Source organism: Vreelandella sp. DA03-1M (assembly GCF_055725665.1).
Genome location: NZ_CM146798.1, coordinates 4,600,745 through 4,622,126 on the forward strand (window position 1 = coordinate 4,600,745; position 21,382 = coordinate 4,622,126).

General features: G+C 54.6%; 21 protein-coding genes and 1 pseudogene. 12 read left to right on the forward strand and 10 right to left on the reverse strand.

The genetic code is table 11. The features are described 5' to 3' along the window. Positions 1-2: 2 nt before the first annotated feature. Positions 3-1,241, forward strand: a complete 1,239-nt coding sequence (locus ACXUPB_RS21460) for a type II toxin-antitoxin system HipA family toxin (protein ID WP_179916300.1) — start codon at positions 3-5, stop codon at positions 1,239-1,241. Positions 1,242-1,292: 51 nt separating this feature from the next. Here ACXUPB_RS21460 and ACXUPB_RS21465 read toward each other — a convergent pair whose 3' ends face one another. Continuing rightward, entirely contained in the window at positions 1,293-2,171 is an 879-nt protein-coding gene (locus ACXUPB_RS21465; protein WP_179916299.1) for a YicC/YloC family endoribonuclease, read from the reverse strand. A gap of 159 nt (positions 2,172-2,330) precedes the next feature. On the opposite strand from ACXUPB_RS21465, the gene rph reads away from it, so the two are divergent. Then, a complete protein-coding gene (gene rph, locus ACXUPB_RS21470; protein WP_179916306.1) occupies positions 2,331-3,053 on the forward strand; it encodes a ribonuclease PH in 723 nt (240 codons plus the stop codon). 87 nt (positions 3,054-3,140) lie between these two features. Here the strand turns inward: rph and ACXUPB_RS21475 are convergent, their stop codons facing one another. Beyond that, positions 3,141-3,908 carry an exodeoxyribonuclease III gene (locus ACXUPB_RS21475; RefSeq protein WP_009286323.1) on the reverse strand — a complete coding sequence of 256 codons (768 nt, stop codon included), beginning with the start codon at positions 3,906-3,908 and terminating at the stop codon, positions 3,141-3,143. A gap of 141 nt (positions 3,909-4,049) precedes the next feature. Here ACXUPB_RS21475 and pyrE point away from each other — a divergent pair, with 141 nt between their 5' ends. After that, positions 4,050-4,715 (forward strand): orotate phosphoribosyltransferase, encoded by a 666-nt coding sequence (pyrE, locus tag ACXUPB_RS21480; RefSeq protein WP_035556276.1) that lies wholly within the window; start codon positions 4,050-4,052, stop codon positions 4,713-4,715. Here pyrE and ACXUPB_RS21485 read toward each other — a convergent pair whose 3' ends face one another. Continuing rightward, entirely contained in the window at positions 4,716-5,186 is a 471-nt protein-coding gene (locus ACXUPB_RS21485) for a tRNA (cytidine(34)-2'-O)-methyltransferase (protein WP_035556278.1), read from the reverse strand. A gap of 110 nt (positions 5,187-5,296) precedes the next feature. Here ACXUPB_RS21485 and rep point away from each other — a divergent pair, with 110 nt between their 5' ends. Continuing rightward, positions 5,297-7,366, forward strand: coding sequence for a DNA helicase Rep (rep, locus tag ACXUPB_RS21490; protein WP_035556279.1), 2,070 nt, complete (start codon positions 5,297-5,299; stop codon positions 7,364-7,366). A gap of 91 nt (positions 7,367-7,457) precedes the next feature. Here the strand turns inward: rep and ACXUPB_RS21495 are convergent, their stop codons facing one another. Next, positions 7,458-8,324: a c-type cytochrome gene (locus ACXUPB_RS21495; protein WP_035556281.1), complete on the reverse strand. Its 867-nt coding sequence runs from the start codon at positions 8,322-8,324 to the stop codon at positions 7,458-7,460. Between the two features lie 189 nt (positions 8,325-8,513). Further along, on the reverse strand, positions 8,514-8,870 hold the full coding sequence (locus tag ACXUPB_RS21500) for a hypothetical protein (protein ID WP_472954641.1): 357 nt from the start codon (positions 8,868-8,870) through the stop codon (positions 8,514-8,516). A gap of 126 nt (positions 8,871-8,996) precedes the next feature. Between ACXUPB_RS21500 and ACXUPB_RS21505 the strand changes: the two genes are divergently transcribed. The 8 genes from ACXUPB_RS21505 (at position 8,997) to ACXUPB_RS21540 (ending at position 16,061) form a co-directional block, all read left to right on the forward strand. Then, complete coding sequence (locus ACXUPB_RS21505; protein ID WP_472954642.1) at positions 8,997-9,638, forward strand: thermostable hemolysin; 642 nt, start codon at positions 8,997-8,999, stop codon at positions 9,636-9,638. After that, entirely contained in the window at positions 9,622-11,082 is a 1,461-nt protein-coding gene (locus ACXUPB_RS21510) for an AMP-binding protein (RefSeq protein ID WP_472954644.1), read from the forward strand. The genes ACXUPB_RS21505 and ACXUPB_RS21510 overlap by 17 nt, the downstream gene beginning before the upstream one ends. After that, on the forward strand, positions 11,079-11,771 hold the full coding sequence (locus ACXUPB_RS21515; protein WP_472954645.1) for a TenA family transcriptional regulator: 693 nt from the start codon (positions 11,079-11,081) through the stop codon (positions 11,769-11,771). The genes ACXUPB_RS21510 and ACXUPB_RS21515 overlap by 4 nt, the downstream gene beginning before the upstream one ends. Continuing rightward, positions 11,758-12,609, forward strand: a complete 852-nt coding sequence (locus ACXUPB_RS21520) for an SDR family oxidoreductase (RefSeq protein WP_472954648.1) — start codon at positions 11,758-11,760, stop codon at positions 12,607-12,609. The genes ACXUPB_RS21515 and ACXUPB_RS21520 overlap by 14 nt, the downstream gene beginning before the upstream one ends. Continuing rightward, positions 12,597-13,262, forward strand: a complete 666-nt coding sequence (locus tag ACXUPB_RS21525) for a hypothetical protein (RefSeq protein ID WP_472954650.1) — start codon at positions 12,597-12,599, stop codon at positions 13,260-13,262. Before ACXUPB_RS21520 ends, ACXUPB_RS21525 begins: the two co-directional genes overlap by 13 nt. An 11-nt stretch (positions 13,263-13,273) precedes the next feature. Then, positions 13,274-13,948, forward strand: coding sequence for a response regulator transcription factor (locus tag ACXUPB_RS21530; protein ID WP_176302946.1), 675 nt, complete (start codon positions 13,274-13,276; stop codon positions 13,946-13,948). After that, positions 13,945-15,330 carry an ATP-binding protein gene (locus tag ACXUPB_RS21535; RefSeq protein WP_472954652.1) on the forward strand — a complete coding sequence of 462 codons (1,386 nt, stop codon included), beginning with the start codon at positions 13,945-13,947 and terminating at the stop codon, positions 15,328-15,330. Before ACXUPB_RS21530 ends, ACXUPB_RS21535 begins: the two co-directional genes overlap by 4 nt. A 131-nt stretch (positions 15,331-15,461) precedes the next feature. Next, positions 15,462-16,061 (forward strand): CBS domain-containing protein, encoded by a 600-nt coding sequence (locus ACXUPB_RS21540; RefSeq protein WP_472954654.1) that lies wholly within the window; start codon positions 15,462-15,464, stop codon positions 16,059-16,061. A gap of 91 nt (positions 16,062-16,152) precedes the next feature. Here ACXUPB_RS21540 and nhaD read toward each other — a convergent pair whose 3' ends face one another. From nhaD to ACXUPB_RS21565, 5 genes and pseudogenes are all read right to left on the reverse strand, one after another. Next, a complete protein-coding gene (gene nhaD / locus ACXUPB_RS21545) occupies positions 16,153-17,619 on the reverse strand; it encodes a sodium:proton antiporter NhaD (protein WP_179916289.1) in 1,467 nt (488 codons plus the stop codon). A 400-nt stretch (positions 17,620-18,019) separates the two neighbouring features. Beyond that, a complete protein-coding gene (locus ACXUPB_RS21550; RefSeq protein WP_472954657.1) occupies positions 18,020-18,754 on the reverse strand; it encodes a hypothetical protein in 735 nt (244 codons plus the stop codon). Between the two features lie 245 nt (positions 18,755-18,999). Then, a pseudogene (locus ACXUPB_RS21555) lies at positions 19,000-19,338 on the reverse strand (transposase); the annotation flags it as partial. A gap of 56 nt (positions 19,339-19,394) precedes the next feature. After that, positions 19,395-20,915: a tripartite tricarboxylate transporter permease gene (locus ACXUPB_RS21560; protein ID WP_472954658.1), complete on the reverse strand. Its 1,521-nt coding sequence runs from the start codon at positions 20,913-20,915 to the stop codon at positions 19,395-19,397. Between the two features lie 12 nt (positions 20,916-20,927). Further along, a complete protein-coding gene (locus ACXUPB_RS21565; RefSeq protein ID WP_472954660.1) occupies positions 20,928-21,371 on the reverse strand; it encodes a tripartite tricarboxylate transporter TctB family protein in 444 nt (147 codons plus the stop codon). Positions 21,372-21,382: the final 11 nt, after the last annotated feature.

A 21,382-nucleotide genomic window follows, 5' to 3' on the forward strand; every position in this document is an offset into this window, starting at 1 on the left:
TCATGAGTAAATCGATATGGGTCTATGCTGATTGGCTTGCTACGAAGCCACCTGAGCTAGTTGGGAGGCTAGAAGTCGACCTTGTTCGGGGCAGCGAAGTCTACCGCTTCGCCTACGCAAAGACATGGCTCGACTCTCCGCTTGCGGTGCAGATTGACCCTGAGTTGCAGCTGTTTTCGGGGGATCAGTTCAATAATGACGCGCGCAACTTCCGGGTGTTCCTTGATTCTTGCCCCGATAGATGGGGGCGCCTGCTCATGCAGCGGCGTGAAGCGGTTTTGGCTAGGCAAGAGGGTAGGCGTTTAGTAAAACTCAACGAATCCGACTATCTCCTGGGTGTGCACGATACGTTTCGCATGGGCGGGTTGCGCTTTAAGTTGCAAGAAGATGGCCCTTTTCTCGATAACAATCAGCAGCTGGCTGCCCCGCCATTATCCAGCCTGAGAGAATTGGAGTTTGCGGTCAGCCAAATAGAGCTACAGCCTGATTTGGATAGCCCTGATTATCTAAAGTGGTTGAATATGCTGATTTCACCCGGCTCATCGTTGGGAGGGGCGAGGCCAAAAGCCTGTGTCATGGGTGGCGATGATCTTTGGCTAGCAAAATTTCCCAGCCGGTATGACGATTACGATATAGGCGCATGGGAATATTTGCTTTATCGCATGGCAGTGGATGCGGGCATCGAAATGGCGCCATGCCGACTTCAGCGGTTCAATAGCACTCACCATACCTTTCTAACTCAGCGCTTTGACCGTGTTGGCAGCTTACGTCGGCACTTTAGCTCAGCGATGACTCAGTTGGGTTATTACGATGGCGGTGCAGGCGCGAGTTATCTTGAGCTGGCCCAATTTCTTATAGAGCAAGGAGCCAATACTCAGCAGGATCTGCACCAGCTTTGGCGCAGAATGGTCTTCAACATACTCGTCTCAAACGCTGATGATCATCTGCGCAACCATGGTTTCTTATTGTCAGAAAATAGTAGCGGCTGGCGACTCTCGCCCGCTTACGATCTCAATATCTCGCTAGGGGCAGCAGGGCTCCATTTAAATATCGACGAGTACTCTAATGCGCTGGATTTGGATTTAGCGCTGGAAGTTGCACCCTATTTTCAGTTGCCAACAAGTGAGGCACGGCTAATTCTTGATCAGCTCCAAAAAGTAACATGCCGTTGGCATCACTATGCCAATGAAATAGGTATCCACCGGCAAGAGCAGCAGCTAATCGCATCCGCGATTATGTGAAACTATAACTTAAAAAAATAGAATATTTAGAAACTATAGTTTCAACTATTATTACTCAATATTTTGGATTTGCTCCCGCATCTGCTCGATCAACACCTTCAGCTCCACCGCACAACGAGTCGTCTCAGCCACCACGGATTTTGACGAGAGCGTGTTGGCTTCGCGGTTGAGCTCCTGCATCAGGAAATCCAGGCGACGGCCTTTGGGACCTTTCTGAGCGAGCTGGTGGCTCACTTCTTCGATATGCGCCGTTAGGCGGTCTAGCTCTTCATCCACATCGGCTTTTTGCGCTACCAGCACCAGTTCGGCTTCCAGGCGCTGCGGGTCGAGTTCGGTTTTGGCGACTTCCAGGCGTTCCAGCAGTTGGGCGCGCTGGCGCTCCAGAATCTGCGGCAGCAGGCTGCGCACCGTGGCGACCTGTTCGCTTACCGCCGTCAGGCGGGTGGTGATCATCTCGGCAAGCTTTTCGCCTTCACGGGCGCGGGCGTCGATCAGTTCATCCAGCGCTTGGTCGAACAGGGTTTTGGCGGCGAGTTTGATGGCCTCTTGGTCAAGGTGCTGGGTTTCCATCACACCAGGCTGGTTGAGGAGCGCAAGTGTAGTGGGCGGCACGGCGCTGGGTACCTGCTGCTGTATGGCGGTTAGCGCATCAGCAATGGCGGCTAAGCGGGCGCTGTTAACGGCGGGGGCTTGAGCGGTTTCGGCGCTCTCAAACCGGACACTGCACTCGACTTTGCCACGGGCTAAACGGGTGCGCAGCGCTTCGCGCAGTACCGGCTCTAAATCACGCAGGCTTTCGGGCAGGCGGAAATGGGGCTCTAAGTAACGCTGATTCACCGAGCGAATTTCCACCTGCAGGGTGCCGAAAGGAGCTGCCTGCTCGGTGCGTGCGAAAGCGGTCATGCTGTGTACGCGGCTGGAAGTGGCCATGTTTCATCCTAATAGAGAACAACGGTGTATAAAGCATTGCCAACAGTCTACCCGATAGGCCAATCAGCGCACTCCCAGACGTGTACAATGGAGGGCTTTTACTAGTTACGCGTTTATTGAGAGGTACTATTTGTGAGCAGCGCTAAGCGTCCTGATGTTGTGCGTCCCAGCGGTCGCGAAGCCGACCAGCTCCGCGATATTCGCCTGACCCGCGATTACACCCGTCATGCGGAAGGCTCTGTGCTGGTGGAGTTTGGCGACACTAAAGTGCTGTGTAATGCCAGCGTAGAAGCCGGTGTACCGCGCTGGCTGCGCGGTAAGAATCAGGGTTGGGTTACCGCTGAGTACGGCATGCTGCCCCGCGCGACCCACACCCGTAGTGGCCGTGAAGCGACTCGCGGCAAGCAAGGCGGCCGCACCCTGGAAATTCAGCGTTTGATTGGCCGCAGCCTGCGCGCAGCCGTGAACTTGAAGAAGCTGGGTGAGTTCACCATTACCGTGGATTGCGATGTCATTCAGGCGGATGGCGGTACCCGTACCGCAGCAATTACCGGTGGCTGCGTGGCGCTGATCGATGCGATCCGTTACCTGCAGCGCGAGAAAAAGATCAAAGCCGACCCTTTCAAGCAGTTGGTGAGCGCCATTTCCGTGGGTATTTATAAAGGCGTGCCGGTGCTGGATCTGGACTACCCGGAAGACAGCAAAGCCGATACTGACCTGAACGTGGTGATGACCGAAAGCGGCGAGCTGATCGAAGTGCAGGGCACTGCCGAGGCGGGTGCATTCACCCGTGCAGAGCTAAACGCCATGCTCGATTTGGCCGAGAAGGCAGGAGATGCGCTTCGCGACCATCAGCGCGAAGCGCTGGGTATTCGTGGCTAAGGATTAACGCCCGCCACAACGCAACAAGCCGACCCAAGGGTCGGCTTGTTGCTGTTGGCGACGCGGGAAAAGTTCGTTGCCTAGCGCTTAGAGCGCTAGGTCGTACTCAACAATTAGCGGTGCGAACTCGGAGAAGGTCGCATCGTAATCAATCCACGCGTCGACCACGTGGCGACGGAAGTTGGGGCCGACTAACTGGTAGTCGATCCGCCAGCCTTCCTGGCGTTCACGGGGCACGTCTTGGTCAAGCTTCGGCCACCAGGTGTACTCGCCTGCATCGCGGTTAATTTCGCGGAAGGTGTCGATAAACCCGGTGGGGCCAAGCACCTGATCCATCCAGGCGCGCTCTTCCGGGCGAAAACCCGACGTGAGCTGGTTATCAGACCAGTTAGCCAAATCAACGGTTTTATGGGCAATATGCCAAGTGCCGCAGAGGATGTATTCGCGGCGTTTGCGCGACATCTTCGTCAGGTACTCTTGGTACTGCTCCATAAACGCCTGTTTGGCTTTTTGGTCACTTCCATCAGGCATCAGGAAAGAGACAATACTGAAGCGTTCATAATCCGCCTGCAGAAAACGTCCTTCATGATCGCACTGAGGAAACCCAAGGCCATACATAATCGCCTTGGGAATTTTACGGCAATAGAGTGCCACACCGGAGAAACCATCCTCTTCGGCATCCAGGAAGTAGCCTTCATAGCCTTCCGGATACAGAATGTGGTCACCCAGTTCAAAACTTTTTGCCTTGATGTTCTGCACGCAGACTACGTCGACATCCTGCTGAGCCAGCCAGTCCAGGAAGCCACGATCGACGGCATCACGAATACCATTGACATTGATGCTGGCAATTTTCATAAATCGTCCCTTTTGCGTCGCTGCTGTATGATACCCGACGTTTAGACGTTTGGGTAAAGGCAGCGACTAAAACTTGCCATTTACCCTACTTTTATTGTTGCTTTCGTGCCGATTTAAACCTACCGCCTAGTGAGGAACGCCGTGGCTACCACTCTACAACCCTACCAGCGCGATTTCATTGCCTTTGCCATTGAGCAAGGCGTGCTTAAGTTTGGCGAGTTTACGCTTAAATCTGGCCGTGTCAGTCCTTACTTTTTCAACGCTGGGCTATTTCAAACCGGGCGCGCGTTGGCCAAGCTGGGGCGTTTTTACGCTCAAGCGATTGTCGATAGCGGCATCAATGCCGATGTGTTGTTTGGCCCAGCGTACAAGGGCATTCCGCTGGCAGCGGTCACCGCGGCAGCCCTGGCCGACCATCATGATATTGATATGCCCTACGCCTTCAACCGCAAAGAGGCTAAAACCCACGGTGAAGGTGGCAATATCGTTGGCGCACCGCTTTCCGGCGATATTTTAATTATTGATGACGTGATTACCGCGGGCACCGCGATTCGCGAAGTGATGACGTTGATTGATCAGAGCGGTGCCCACGCTGGCGGGGTGATCATTGCCCTTGATCGGCAGGAGCGCGGCCAAGGCGAGCAGAGCGCGATTCAGGAAGTACAGGCTCAATACGGTATGCCGGTGATCAGCATCGTCACCCTTGAGCAAGTGCTTACTTACCTTGAAGAGCACGCCGGTGGCGAAATGCTCGCCTACGCCGAAGCGATCAGGGCTTATCGTGACCGCTATGGGATTACGCGCTGATTAAACCGGTAGCGCGCCAGTGAAACCTTGCTGGCGCCACGCTTCGTAGCTCACAATAGCCACGGCGTTGGAAAGGTTCAGGCTACGGTTGTTGGGCTGCATAGGCAGGCGCAGTTTATGCTCAGCGGTTAGCGCTTCGTGTACCTGGGGCGAGAGTCCAGCGGTTTCAGAACCAAATAGCAGCACATCGCCCGGGGCAAAGTCGGCATCGCTGTAGGTGCGCGTGCCTTTGGTGGTGATCGCCCAGATGCGCCGCCCCTGCATCGCCTGCTGAAAGGCGTTAAAATCCGCATGGCGAGTGACATTGTCGAGATCACGGTAATCCAGCCCGGCGCGGCGCAGCTTTTTCTCTTCCAGGTCAAAGCCAAGCGGCTCAATCAGGTGTAACCGGCAGCCATTGTTGGCCACCAAGCGCATGATATTGCCCGTATTGGGCGCCATACGCGGTTCAAACAGCGCTACTTCAAACATCTCCACCTGCCTATTTATTATGCCTTCGCCAAGTGGCTGATTGTACTTGAAACCGTACTTGAAATCGTAATTGAAACCGCCTGCAACTCTCGTAGAGGACGACCGACGCCATGACGCCTGCCACGCCCAAAAGCATTCTTAGCCGCATTAAAGGGCTAAACCCGCGCCAACAGGAAGCCGTGCGCTACATTGATGGCCCTTGCCTGGTGTTGGCGGGTGCAGGTTCCGGTAAAACCAGCGTTATCACCACTAAAATTGCCTATTTGGTGCAAGAGTGTGGGATGAGCGCGCGCAAAATCGCGGCGGTGACCTTTACCAATAAAGCCGCCCGGGAAATGAAAGAGCGCGTCGGCCAGATGCTCCACGGCAAAGAGGGACACGGGCTAACGGTTTCCACCTTTCATACCCTGGGGCTGAATATTATTCGCGGCGAGCTTAAAACCCTGGGCTACAAGCCGGGCTTTTCGCTCTTTGACCCAGAAGACGCCAAGGCGCTGTTGCGCGATTTGATGAACAAAGACGCCCAGGTGGATGCCGAGCAGATCAACGCCGTGCAGAGCAAAATTTCCACCTGGAAGAATGACTTGGTACTGCCCAGCGATGCGCTCTCGTTTGCCGCCGACGACGATGAGCACTTTGCCGCCCGGGTGTATGAAGCCTACGTTCGCCATTTAAAAGCCTACAACGCGGTGGATTTCGACGACCTGATTCTGCTGCCGGTGGTACTGCTCAAGAACGATCCGGAAGCGCTCGAGCGCTGGCGGCGCAAAATCCACTACATGCTGGTGGATGAGTATCAGGACACCAACGTTTCCCAGTACCTGCTGGTGAAACTGTTAATGGCGGAGCGTTCCACCTTTACCGTGGTGGGCGACGATGACCAATCGATCTACGCTTGGCGCGGCGCTCGGCCTGAAAACCTGATTACCCTGGGGGAAGATTTCCCGCGCCTAAAAGTCATCAAGCTGGAACAAAACTACCGCTCTACCGCCACGATACTGCGCGCCGCCAATACGCTGATCGCCAATAACCCCCACGTTTACGAAAAGACGCTATGGTCCGATATGGGCGACGGCGCGCCCATTCGGGTAATCGTGAATCGGCATGAAGAGGCAGAGTCCGAGCGGGTCGCCAGCGAAATGCTCACCCGGCGTATCAAGGAAAAGGCCGAGTGGCGCGACTTTGCGGTGCTTTATCGCGGTAATTTCCAGGCCCGCTTATTAGAGCTTAAGCTGCAGCACTACCAAATTCCTTACAAACTCTCCGGCGGCACGTCGTTTTTCTCTCGCAACGAGATTAAAGACACCATGGCTTACCTGCGCCTGTTAATTAACCCCGCCGACGATAACGCCTTTTTACGCATCGTGAACGTACCGCGCCGTGAAGTGGGCCCTGGAACGGTAGAGAAACTCGCCAACTACGCCACTGAGCGCTCAATTTCGCTGTTTGCCGCCTGCCACGAGCTTGGCCTGGAACAAGTACTGCCAACCCGAGCGACAGAGCGCTTAAGCCGCTTTACCCACTTTATTGATGGCGTGCGTAAGCGCATGGACCAAGGCGACGCCATTGCCGCCATCCGCGATATGCTGCGAGATATGGATTACGAAGCCTGGCTGTATCAAAACGCCAGCGCGCCTACCGTGGCCGAGCGGCGCATGGCCAACGTGTGGATTTTGATCGACCAGCTAGAGAAGTCGCTTAACCGCGACCCGGAAGAGAGTACCGACTCCTCTGATACCGAAACCGATGGCGTTCAAGCGGCTATTTCACGCTTGGTACTGCGCGATATTCTGGAGCAGCAGGCAGAAGAGGATGACTCTGACCGAGTGCAACTACTCACCATGCATGCCTCGAAGGGCCTGGAGTTCCCGCATGTGTATTTGATGGGGCTTGAGGAAGACCTGTTGCCCCACCGCAACGCCATTGAAGTAGGCACCGTGGAAGAGGAGCGGCGCTTGGCCTATGTGGGGATTACCCGGGCGCGGCGTACGCTGACGTTGACACTTGCCCGCCAGCGGAAAGCCTACGGCGAGCTGATGGACTGCCAGCCGAGCCGCTTTTTAGAAGAGCTGCCCGCCGAGGATCTGGAGTGGGAAGGTCGTGCAGATAAAGAAGACCCAGAGAAAAAACAGGCCCGCGGCAAAGATGCGATTGCTGGGCTACGCTCGCTGCTGGGGTGATCGATCATTAGGCAGACAAAAAATAATCCACAGGACAATGTTTAAAACGCCCTGTGGATAAATTACTTAAACGCTAGTGGTTGGCGACGCCTTATTGCGCTTCTGCCATTAAGTAATCAACGACGGCCATCACTTCTTCATCAGACAGATTGGGGTTACCGCCTTTGGCAGGCATGGCGCCAATGCCGTTGATCGCGCTGGCGTAAAGCTCGTCAGCGCCCTTTTCTAAACGCGCCGCCCAGGCTTCTGAGTCACCTTTGGTCGGTGCACCGGCAACGCCGCTATCGTGACACGCCGCACAGCCAACGCTTGCGTAAAGCGCAGCGCCATCCAGGTCGCTACCGCCACTCGCCGCTTCTTCTTCGTTTGCTGAGGCGTCTTCTTCACTCGCCGCGTCGTCGTTAGCAGCCATCTCTTCTTCAGCGGCAGCATCACCTTCCGCAGCGGCGGTCTCTTCGGTGGCTGCTTCTTCTGAGCCAGCCTCTTCAGAGGCGGCTTCATCGCCACCGCCTAACTCAGGCACTTCCATCACCGGCTCAACCATATAGGCTACCGCCGCTTCTACTTCTTCATCGGAAAGGCTGGCGTTACCGCCTTTCGCTGGCATCGCGCCAATACCATTAATGGCATGATCTACGAGTGTCGCAAAACCTTGTTCGGTACGTGCCGCCCAGGCGTCTTCCTCGCCACGGATGGGCGCACCCGCCGCGCCGGATGCGTGACACGCGCTACAGACGTTGCCGTAAATACCTTCCCCGTCGATATCACCGCCACTGCTAGCGCTGTCGCCTGCAGGCGCGGCCGCTGTTCCACAGTCTTGGCCTTGTAAACAGAGTTGCCCTACCGGCGCTAAACGCTCGGCAATCGCATCACGTGCGGCGTCTTGAGCGTAAGCACCTGAAGTGCCCGCCATGAAGCCGAGGGCCGCCAGCCCGCTCATGATCAGCTTTGCTTTCACTCTCACCACCTCTTGAGTATTGTCATCAACCGTTTGTTCTTAACTTCTGCCTTAACCCCTACGCGCGGCAGCGCCAATCTGTGAAAAGCACCGCTGAGACGCCAAGACGCGTGTATAGAGCTAGTATAACGGCAACGCAAAGCGCAAGAAAATGCTACTAAGCGCGCCTATGCCACCAATCACGACTATTTAGGCATTAGTGGGGGCTTCACTCCTTTCGCCACCCCCTTTCCACGCTAATAAACGCTGTTGCGCATATTGCTTAAAACCCGCCTGCTGGGCAAATTCAAGGGCGCTATTCAATAGCGTGTGGGCATGGACTCCTTCGGCCTTGGGTAACCACAGCTGGGCCATGTTCATCGGCAAGGGTTGCACCCAGATAGCGCCCGTTAGCTGTCCCGCGTCAAGGCTTATCCATAACCCGCCCCACTGTTCGTCTGGCTGATCGTACATTGCCTTTACCGCCCCGATCAGGGCGGTTTGCTGCTCAGAATCATGAGCAGCAGCCAACTGCAGCAGTGCCTCGCGACGTAGCGAGGGGAGCACTGCACGGTCTCAAGGGGCGTTACCTCTCCATTGCTCGGTCAAAACAGCGATAAATATTTATCCCTGCTTAAGTTTTCGTTAAGTAAACCCGCCCAGAGTGTCGGAAAACACGATGGAGATCACCCGATGGCTCGCCTACGTTCACTCCCCACTCCGCTGGCAACACTGGATTGGCACGAAGCCCTCAATTGGCAGGAAAAAGCGATGCTTCAGCAACTGATTCAGCAACGCTTCGCCCAGCAACACAGTGCTTATATTCAGCATTTTCTGCCCCGCCTGTTTGGGCTGTGGCAGGCGGGACTACCGCAAGCGGCGGTGGGGCTGCGCCTTGCCAGCAGCGGGCCACTCTTTCTGGAGCGCTACCTGGATGGCAAGGCTGAACAGGTTATTAACCACGGGTTTCAGCAGTCACTTGCCCGTCGGGATATTGCCGAAATTGGCAACCTGGCCAGTTTACGCCCTGGCTTGCAGCGCCAGCTATTCATCTATCTGGCTCATCAACTGGCGGCGGAAGGTATCGCTTGGCTGCTATTTACGGCCACGCCTGAAGTCGCCAACGGCCTGCGCCACCTAGGGCTTGAACCGCAACCGATTACCCCTGCCGATCCTACCCGCCTGGGCGAAGCGTCGCATCTCTGGGGGCGCTATTACCAGCATCGCCCGTGGGTGATGGCCGGTGATCTGCGCAGCGCCATGCACACGCTTCAGGCTCACTCAGCCTTCACTGAAACCGCCAGGGAAGAGGTGCTGCATGCACGCCTTGCCTAATGCGCTGATGGTGCGACTTGCCCATCATGCCCAGCACAGTCCACAGCGTACCGCACTTAGCGATGGCGAGCAGAATTTGTCGTATGCGGACGTCATTCACCATGTCGCCCAACGGCGCCAGCGCTTACGTGACGTTAATGCCCGGCGCGTCGCACTAGCGCTGGATAATGGGCTGGAGTGGGCGTTATGGGATTTAGCCCTGATGGCCGAAGCGTGTGTGGCAGTGCCTATTCCCGGTTTTTTCAGTGAACAGCAGCGCCGCCACGTGGTTCAGCAGGCGGGCCTGGATAGCTGGATTGGGCATGGCGGCGAGGCCTTCGGCTTCAAAGCCACCCACGACGCAGCCATTGCCCAGCGCCGGGTTGATCATTCCCCTGCGTTACACGCAGGCACCACGCGCATCACCTTTACCTCGGGCACTAGCGGCACCCCCAAGGGCGTGTGTTTGGATAATACGGCGCTATTAACCGTTACTGAAAGCCTGGCGGAGGTAGTCGCACCGCTTGATATACGCCGCCACTTAGCCATGTTGCCCCTCTCAACGCTGCTCGAAAATATCGGCGGGCTTTATCTACCGTTATGGCTGGGTGCCTGCAGCATTTTACCGGGGTTGGCCACGTTAGGCTGGCAGGGGGCTAGCGGTTTTAACGCTCGGCTCGCCCTTGACGCCATTGAGCGCTACCAACCCCAAAGCATGATTTTGGTGCCTCAGCTGCTTCAAGCGCTGGTCAGCGAGTCCACAAAGGCACCTGATAGCCTGCGCTTTGTGGCGGTGGGCGGCGCGCAGGTAGCCAACACACTACTTACTCACGCCCGGCGTGGCGGATGGCCGGTCTATGAAGGCTATGGTTTATCAGAAGGCACCTCGGTGGTCTGTCTGAATCGCCCAGGCGAGCCAAGCTGCGGCGTTGGACGCCCCTTGCGCCACGCCCAGATCCGCATTGATCGCGAAGGCCAGCTGCATATTCGTGGTGCCTTGATGCTGGGTTATATCGGCGAAGCACCTTGCGGCGATTGGTACGCCACAGGGGACACCGGCCAGTGGCAAGACGGCACCATCGCGCTCAATGGCCGCCAGCGGGAAGTCTTTATTACCGCCTATGGCCGTAACGTCAACCCGCAATGGGTAGAGGGCGAGCTCTGCACACAGCCTGCCATTGCCCAAGCCATGGTGTATGGAGAGGCCCTACCCGCTAATCGCGCGCTGATCGTGCCCGCGACGCCCCATATTACCAATGCCCAAATAGACGCTGCCCTCAATGCAGTGAATCGCACGCTACCCGATTACGCCCAAGTGCATGAGTGGCAGCGCGCCGCCCCCTTTACACCCCACAACCAACAACTCACGGCCAACGGCCGCCTACGCCGCAACACCCTGCTAACCGCCTATGGCCACTGGCTAAGGGCCGTCGTGACCGACACACCCAAAGGAGTAACACCATGACCGCTTACCAACAGCTGCAAGACGCTACCCAGGAAGCACGCACCTGGCTACTGACCACCCCCATCGTGACCCGCGCTCTGGCGGGCAATGTCTCCCTAGAGGAGTATCTCGCCTTTTTAGGTCAGGCGTATCATCACGTTCGTTTCACCGTGCCGCTAATGATGGCCTGTGGCGCACGGCTGCCCGACCGGCTCGACTGGCTGCGCACGGCGCTGGTGGAGTACATCGAAGAAGAACACGGCCATGAAAAATGGATACTGGACGATATCCGCGCCGCGGGCGGGGATGCAGATGCAGCCGCAGCCGCCCTGCCAGACCCCGCCACTCGGTTAATGGTGGCCTGGATTCGTGATGCCGTAGAGCACGGCAATCCGGTGGCGTTTTTCGGCATGGTGCAGGTGCTGGAAGGCACCAGTACCGCACTTGCCACCCAGGCCGCCGAACGCTTACAGGCTAGCCTTTCGCTTCCCAACAATGCCGTGCGCTACCTCACCTCCCACGGCAGTCTGGATATTGGTCATTTGGCCTTTTTTGAAGAGCAGATCAATCAGCTAGGTGCCGACGATCTGGCCGTGGTGATTGATAGCGCCAATATGTTCTACCGCCTGTATGGGGCAATGTTTAGAGGCATCGAAGCGCACTGTCAGGGCGGCAACGCGGTGGAGGAACTTAGTCATGCGCTTGCCTAGCCTGCGTTGGCCTAGAAAAAACAAGCTGCCCGGCGAATGGCCGGGCCAGCGGATTTTAATCACCGGCGCCAGCGGCGGTATTGGTATGGCCCTGGCCGAATCGCTGGCGCAGCGGGGCGCACACCTACTGATAAGTGGTCGCCAACAATACGCGCTGGCTTCGTTAGTCGACCGTTTTCCCAATCACATCACCGCCGTTAGCGCTGATCTAACCAACGTGAGTGATCGCAGCCGCTTAGTCAGCGCTGCGCAAGAGGCAGGGTGCAACATGCTGATCAATGCCGCTGGTAGTAATCAGCAGGGATTTTTTGATACTGCCAGTGACAGCGATATCGAACAGCTGGTGGCGATTAATCTGACCGCCACCCTGCAGTTGACCCGCGCGCTGCTTCCGCTGCTAATGGCTGGCCCCCAGGCAACGATTATCACCATTGGTTCGACGCTCGGGCGACTGGGCTACCCCGGCCAAGTCACCTACTGCGCTACCAAGTTTGCGCTGCGCGGTTTTAGCCAAGCGCTGCGCCGAGAGCTGGCCGATACCCGCGTGCGGGTGATGTATATCGCCCCACGGGCCACCCGCACCGCGATGAACTCGCCACAAACCGAGGCACTCAATGCGGCGCTGGGCAATACCGTCGACTCTCCTGACGCCGTTGCCCTGGCCATTATCAATGCCGTGGAACAGCAGCGTGAGGAGCTACAAATTGGCCTGCCAGAACGTTTTTTTACCCGCCTCAATACGCTATGGCCAGGCGCTGTTGACCGGGCCCTGTTACGCCAACTGCCTGTCATTCGCCGGTTCGTTGCCACCAAGGAGTCTTCCTCATGCTCATGCTAGCTTTCAAAACGCTGCGTACTACGCTACTGGCTAGCGCCATTGGCTTGATAAGCCTTCAGGGGTTTGCCAGCGAGGGCGACAGCGCGGCTGTCACCGCAGCACTTGCCGAACTACAGCAGCGTTGGGCAGAAATTAACTATACGCTGCCGCCAGATGAACAGGCGGCAGCCTTCAGCCGCTTGGGCAACCAAGCTGAACAGCTCGTCAAGCGCTACCCGGACGCCGCCGAACTGCATATCTGGGCTGGCATTATCCGCTCGACAGAAGCAGGTGCCAGCGGTGGGCTGGGCGCGCTGGGGCTGGTAAAACAAGCTAAAAAGGAGCTTGAAACCGCGCTGGAACTGAACCCGCTGGCGCTGGATGGTTCGGCCTATACCAGCCTGGGCGCGCTCTATTATCAGGTTCCCGGCTGGCCACTCGGCTTTGGCGATGAACAAAAAGCTGAGTGGCATTTGCAAAGAGCCCTTGCGATTAACCCCGAAGGGATCGACAGTCTCTACTTCTGGGGCGACTATTTACATGAGCAGGGTCGCGATGCAGAAGCACGCCAAGCGCTGGAACGCGCCTTGATGGCAGAGCCCCGGCCTGGTCGGGAACTGGCGGACAGTGGCCGCCGTGACGACATCCGTCAATTGATGTCAGAACTTCAATAGGAAGGAGCCCTATGCGCATTTTGCTGGTAGAGGATGACCCAAGCCTAGCCTCAGGCATCCGCTTGGCTTTAAAGCCCGAGCACTACACTGTGGATCATCTGAGTGACGGCACTACCGCGCTAAATGCGCTAACAGAGGGGGAACCCTTTGATGCGGTAATTCTTGACCTGGGGCTGCCGCGCATGGATGGCATGGCGGTATTGAACGCTGTCAGGCGCCACGGTAGCCAAGTCCCTATTTTGGTCCTGACGGCCCGCGATGCGGTGGATGACCGCATCGCAGGGCTGGATGCTGGCGCCGATGATTATTTAACCAAACCGTTTGAAGTGGCTGAGCTTAAAGCCCGATTACGCGCCTTGCTGCGCCGCAGCCAAGGCCAGATCAGCAGCATATTGAGCTGTCGTGGTATCCGCCTGGACCCGCACACCTTTAACGTCAGCTATCAGGGCCAAGATGTGAGCTTGTCGCGGCGCGAGTTGACGCTGCTGCAAGAGTTTATGAGCCACCCGGGCCGGGTGTTTACCCGTGATACCTTGACCCGCTTGGTCTACGGCTGGGACGAGGATGTCGAGAGCAATGCCATTGAGGTCCATATCCATCATTTACGCCGCAAGCTATTCACCGACGTTATCCGCACGGTGCGCGGCATTGGCTATGTGATGGATAAGTCAAAGGATGACGCATGACGTCTATTCGCCAACGCACCCTTGGGCTGGCGCTACTGGTGTTTGGCCTAAGCATGCTGGTAATCGGCTTTGTCAGCTACCGTTATGCCGCCCATGAAATAGAAGAACTTTACGATGCCAGCCTGGCGCAGAATGCACGCTTGCTGGAAGGGTTGTTACAGGCACCACTGCCGGATACTGACCGCAATGTGCTACTAAACAGTCTGGAAAGCGCCTTGCAGCGCGCTCATCAGTCCGACAAGCGCTTTGCGGGCCACCGTTACGAAAGCAAACTGGCCTTTCAGCTGTGGGAGGACGAGCAACTGCTGCTGCGCTCTGCCACGGCCCCTGAAGCCCCCCTTGCCCAGCAGCCTATCGGCTACTCGACGCTGACCGTGGACGAGCACGATTGGCGAGTGTATGTACTTGAAGTGCCGGACTCATCAAACCGTGTGGTAGTGAGCGAGCGCGAAGACGTGCGCGGCGAACTGATCAGGGCGGTGGCGCTCCGCACGCTGTTGCCCGACCTGATCGGCCTGCCGCTCCTCTCCGCGCTGCTATGGTGGACGATTGGCTGGGGGCTGGCACCGTTATCCCGCATGGCCGAGCAGATTCGCAGTCGTGATCCGCACAATTTGCAGCCCTTGACGCTTAGCCCATTGCCCCACGAGTTGGATACTATCGCCGGCGCGCTTAACCGGCTGTTAGAGCGCATCCGCATCATGCGCGTACGCGAAAAGCGCTTTATTGCCGATGCCGCCCATGAGTTACGCACCCCCTTAGCAGTGCTTGACCTACACGCCCAGAACGCGCTGACCGCCGATAATCTTGAAGATCGCCAGGAGGCGCTCAGCCACCTGCGCGGCGGCGTTGCCCGGGCCACGCGCTTGGTTACCCAGTTGTTAACGCTGGCGCGCCTGGACCCTGAAGAAGAGTCACAACCTGAGTACCGCGCCACCAACCTACTCAGTGAAGTGCGGGAAACCCTGGCCAAGCTTTCGCCACTGGCCGCTGAACGCCAACAGCAACTACTGCTAAACGCCGATGAGCAGGGGGAGTGGTCCATCACAGAAGAGCCCGGCGCGATTGAAACCTTGGTACAAAATCTGGTCGGTAATGCCATCCAGCACTCGCCTAACCAGAGCACCATCAACATCACGCTGGCGACGACGCCACACGGCTTTCAGCTCATGGTGGATGATCAGGGACCCGGCATCCCGGTCAATGAACGCAAAAAAGTGGTCGAGCGCTTTCAGCGCGCAGGCCCCAGCGCGGGCTCGGGGTTAGGGCTTTCCATCGTTGAGCGGTTGGTCACTCGCCATGGCGGCACTCTTCAACTTGATGATGCGCCCAGCGGGGGGCTACGCGTACGTATTGTTCTGCAACGTCCAGAAAAGCAATAAATTTTTCTTTGCTTCCTAAGCTGAGTTTTATGGATCTCTTAAGGTTCTGATAAGAATTGCATGCAACTGTGGAGGCACACTGCGAGCCAGATACCCACGGCTCGCTCTTTACTCCACATGGAGGTCCCCCGATGAACCAAGTAACCTTTTCACCTAAGCCATTAGTTCAACTAGGCTCACCCCCTCTTTTGGCGATGCCTGCCCCACGGCGGCTGTTGCCCACCAGTCCTGCCATGACGGTGCTTACCGACTTTTCCCAGGTAATGCCGCAGTCGGTTGAAGCCGACACGCCTATCGACGAGGCACACCTTAAGATGCGGCATGGCGGTGTACGACTGTTGTTCGTCATGGATAAACAAGCGCACTGTATCGGCGTTATTACGTCGAAAGAAGTAATCGGTACCCGGCGCATCAACCTGGCCATGCAGCAGCGTAACCTGACCCGTGCAGAAGTCACCGCTGAAATGATCATGACGCCATGGCACAAGCTGAGCGCTATGCCTGTCGCGCAACTGGCATCGCTGACCATCGAAGACCTGGTACTATCAATGGAAGCCGTTACCGACCAGCATCTGTTGATCACCGAGCAAAATGATAATCACGAACTTAGAATTCGCGGCATTATCTCAGCAAGCGATATACAGACGGCGGTAGGCAAAGAGATCAATCCGGTGCCGATGGCGAAAAGCTTTGCCGACATCTGCCATGTCGTAACCGGTCACGATCTATAACGCTTCAGCATGGCTAGCCTTTAGGTTAAATAGAAACGCCCTTCACCGATTTCTCGGTGAAGGGCGTTCGCATTTGAGGAGCGCTTTCTATCTAGAACATTGAGGCGTTAATCCACAAGTGGGTAACGATGCTAGCAGCATAGCCTAATAAAATGGCTGGCATCCAGCGAAGGTGAACGGCAAAGGTATAGATCCCCCGCGCCTGCCCCATCAAGGCGACGCCCGCAGCAGATCCCATCGAAAGCAAACTGCCCCCCACGCCTGCGGTTAGCGTAATCAACAGCCAGTTACCCTCGGTCATGTCCGGGGCCATGGAAAGTACCGCGAACATCACCGGGATGTTATCCACAACCGCCGAGATAAGCCCCAGCACCACGTTAGCCCACACTGGGTTCCAGCTACCGTAAAGCGTTTCGGAAAGCAGGCTTAGGTAGCCCATAAAGCCAAGGCCACCGACACACATCACGACCCCGTAGAAGAACAGCAGCGTGTCCCACTCGGAGCGCGCAATACGGCTGAAAATATCAAACGGCACCACGCTACCCAACTGTTCAAGCTTCTTCCAATCGCCGCGGCGAGAGTAGCGCTCGCGCTTGCGTTCCAAGGAACGCGGCAGACTGCGACGCAAGTAGTAACCAAAGAACTGCAGTAGGCCTAAACCAAACATCATGCCCATAGCAGGTGGTAAGTAGAGGATCGAGTGGCACAGCACGGAGATGGCCACAGTAATCAAAAACAGCACGATAATCCGCCGTGCGCCGCGCTTGAGCCAAACGTTCTCTTTAAGCGAGGCAGGCTGACGATTAACAATAAAGAAATTCATGATCACTGCAGGCACCATGAAATTGACCACGGCCGGCACCAACAATGCGAAGAAGCCTTCAAACGGTACTTGGCCCGCCTGCCACACCATCAACGTAGTGATATCGCCAAACGGGCTAAAGGCACCGCCTGCGTTAGACGCCACCACCACGTTAACGCAGCAAAGGCCGATAAATTTCTTATCACCTTCAGCCACTTTGAGTACCACGGCACACATCAACATGGCGGTGGTCATATTGTTGGCGATCGCTGAAATACCAAACGCCATGACGCCGGTAATCCAGAATAGGCTGCGATAACTAAAGCCTTTGCGCACCAGCCAAGAGCGCAGTGCATCGAATACTCGGCGCTCTTCCATGGCGTTGATATAGGTCATCGCGACCAGCAAAAATAGCAGCAGCTCGGCGTATTCAAGCAGCGTTTCACGGAAGGCGGTTTGCGCCTCTTCCGGCATGCCCGCTTGCACATAAACCCAGGCTACGAGCGCCCAAATAAGGCCTGCAGCGACCAAGACAGGCTTAGACTTACGCATGTGCAGTAACTCTTCAGTCATCACCAATGCATAGGCGAGCACGAAGATCACGACAGAAGAGATACCGGTTAGCGAAAGAGTAAGATCGAGGGGCCCAGCGGCGGCATAAGAGAGCGAAGGAAAGACAAAAAGCGTACAGGCGAGCAACAACCAAGCGACCCGGCTAGCGTAATGCCGAGTTGCGAGGACGTTTGGTGGTTTCATGGCGATGTTATCCAATCAGGGGGGAGAAAGACCGCCACGATAATAAGCACCCTAACCACATGCTGCAACGCAACGGCTGTGCATAAGATGCGGCTAATTGTCGCATCTTGTAAAGCGTTTTTATTGGCTTAACTAAATTGTGAGATCACAATAAAGTTGGTAACTAAACGCCTCTGTAAGCCTTATTATTTCAGGAAAAGCTAAGGATATAAAAAAATAAAGTTGGTAACTTTTCCGGAGCCGCCATCAAAACATCTTGACTCGTATTATAATAAAGTTGGTAACGTTACCTACCCAAACCAAAGCCTGTATCTAGAAATAATTGCAGAAGCTACTGAATAGAATGGTAAAAAAGCTAAAGCTCAGCATCTAGCTGGGCCTGTTACCCTGTAGGATGAAGCTAACACATTGTGCGTTGAATGTTTTGAAAGTGCTCATCAAATTCAATGAAATCGCGATAAGGGATGAAGGGATAACTTTCACTAGTGTCCCTAAACACCACCAGACTTTTGGATCCAATCAAGTCACCTCCTTTTAGACTAAGTACCTTCTTCCGTACCTGACTGCAGAATTTTCTGATTGTACGCCCTCGTCCGGTAAACGGCTCATCTAGATCTTCCTTTTTGGGTCGCTTGAGCGGTTTGGCAATGACCTCATCGAGAATGCTTAAGCCTTCGTCCTCACAAACTGCCATCAACAGTATGGATTGCAGATACCTCGCCACAGAGTAAGCCGTCTTTCCTGAAAGGTCCGCTAATACCTCTCTAAGCTGATTGGGGGCGCACTGGTACATGTAATCGATATTTTCAGGATGAAAAATCGCAAGCTGCGACACCTCACAGCCAGAGTCGGCCGAAATAACCTTACATGCGATCGCTCCCAGTGGGTTTTCTTTTTGCGCCAAATAACCTGACAGGAATAGCAAGGCATAAGTGTGACCGGCGTTATGGCTATGAACCAGCCATTCTATGGCTAGGTCATCACCTTTTTTCATCAGGGCTTCACCAATTATGAAGGCAGCCAATGCATGCCTCGAATCGGCCAAGTACCGTAGTTTCATCTGGTCAGCTCGTAAGGCCCACGCCTTGTTGTAGCCGAACATGTTCACCATCGATACTTTGGTTTCGGCAATCACCGAATCCCAAGATGTGCCAAAGTCCTCCTGAGCTCTAGTATTGCGGCTTCATTGAGCAATCCGGACACCGAACTCCAATAGCAATGTAGCGTCTGGCCATTTTCGACGTTCTTGAAGCGCCAAATTAGCCGCTCTCTCGCGGGACAGCGATATTCATTACGTTGAGGAATATGATCTATTTCTCTAAAATTCTGAGTTTTCCCTGCCTCTACAAAATTTAATAACGCAGATTTTCAATGGCCGAGCCCCCTTTTTGCCGGTAGGGAGTCGCTGTCCATGTAGGCCCGCTCCCAGTCAAGTTGGTCAGCGTGATGCAAGTGCGCCAGCAGCGTTTGATGCAAACTCTCCCAGACACCCGCTTCGTGCCAGCCACGCAATCTACGCCAGCAGGTCACGCCCGAGCCACAGCCCATTTCCTGGGGTAGCATCTCACAGGGAATACCCGAGCGCAGGACGAACAGAATGCCCTTCAGGGCGGCGCGATTGGAGACGAGAGGTCGGCCACCTCATGGCTTGGGCGTCGGCGGTGGCAGCAATGGCTCGACAATAGACCAGAGTTCATCGGATACGATCTTATTAGCCATACCGAAAATCTAGGAAGGGCTGAAGCCGCTTTCAAGGTTTTGAAAGGCACTCTTAATCATTTTTCCTCAATCAAGACCGTAGAGCTGCGCTTAAATAAAGAAGAAACAATTGCCAAGAAGGTAATGAACAAAACGGCTGCAGCGATAGGGCGTTCCAATAAGCTATAGGCAAAGTAAAGGAAGTTGTCTTGGTTAATAGCCAAAGCGCGCCGCAAATTTGATTCCATTAAAGGTCCAAGAATCAGTGCAAGAACAACCGGGGCCCTGGGTAAATCAGCTTTTACCATAGCATAGCCCAACAAGGCAAAGAACAGCATAACTTTAACGTCAAAAAAGCTGTTTTGTATCGTATAGCTGCCGATAAAGCAGAAAGCAATTATGGCACTATTAAGTATCGCTTGAGGCACGGACAATAATTTAGCAAATGCTTTGGCCGCTCCCAAGCCAATCACCAGAATAAATAAATTTGATACTAACATGCCAAGAAAAATTGTTGATACCAAATCAATGTTGTTCTGAAATAATAAAGGCCCAGGTTGGAGCCCATGTATCATAAAGGCACCGATAAGAATAGCAGTAACTGCATCACCTGGTATACCAAGAGAGAGCATGGTGGTCATAGCTCCGCCTGTGCAGGAATTATTGGCAGATTCAGCCGCGCCGATTCCTTCAATGGAGCCTTTTCCCATTTCATCTGGCTGTTTGGATGCTTTTGTCTGAACGCCGTAGGAAACGATGGAAGCTATTGTCCCTCCTGCGCCGGGGATAGCACCAATAATCACACCGATTGTACTGGACCGAAGTATATTCGCCCACAGGTGCTTAATGTCAGTCCATTCGGGGATAACCTTGCTGGCTTTAAAATGAATTACATCTAGCTTGCAGCTATTGAGTTTATTGAAATGCTTCTCTGCATTTAACAGTACTTCCGTAACGCCGAAAAGCCCAACCATGGCAGCAATAAACTGAACACCGCCAAATAGCTCCATGCTACTGAATGTCAAGCGGGGGATGCCTAAGATTGGGTCAGCACCAACTGAGGCTAATATTAAGCCAAGACAGCCCGCTATGAGGCCCTTTATCATAGACCCCGCTGAGATCACCGCTATTATTGTTAAACCGAAGAGAGCGATTGAGAACATCTCATATGATGTAAATTCAAGGGCAAAGTCCGCAATGATCGGGGCTATCAGTACTAATATGAATACACTGAATATTCCCCCAAATGCAGAAGAGAAGGTCGCAATTCCAAGTGCTCTGCTAGCTTCTCCCCTTTGAGCCATTGGATAGGCATCCATTGCGGTCATGACTGCAGAAGGAGTGCCGGGGATATTGACTAGTGTGGCTGAGATAGCGCCACCGAATACACCGCCAAGATATATACCTACGAGCATTAAGATCCCCGCCTCCGGTGTCATGCTATAGGTTACAGGTACCAGTATTGATACGCCCATGGTGGCTGTTAATCCGGGCAACGATCCAGTTAGGACGCCTAGAGTAGTGCCCAGCAATATTAACAAAATCATATTCACATTAAAGACTTGTTCAAAGCCAGCTGTGTATAGACTTAATTCCATATTCATCCACCCCTAGGACCAAAAGTAGCCAATTGGAAGCAATATTTTGAAACCAAAACCAAAAACCATATACAGCATTGTGGTTAAAGCTAAACTGTATAAGATTGGCAGTAGTTTCTCATTGCTCAAGAGATACATCATAACCCATAGGAAAATTAGCGTTGAAATAATAAAGCCTAATACTTGTAGGCCAACGAGATAAACAATAAACAGCAGGAAAAGCGAACCCAGCTTCAGTGAAGAAATTTTGATTTTGAACTCAAATGACCAAGCTCCCGATTTTAGGCTATTAATAAGTAACATAAAGCCTAATAAAATTATAAATATACTGATGAGTTGTGGGAATATGGCTGGGTTGGATGAAAATGGTGCGTCGCTTACATCAAGAGGGGTTGACAGAATATATACTGCTATGCCTATTGAAATTGCCGCAACGGAAGTAATCATATCTTTCATAGTCACCCTCC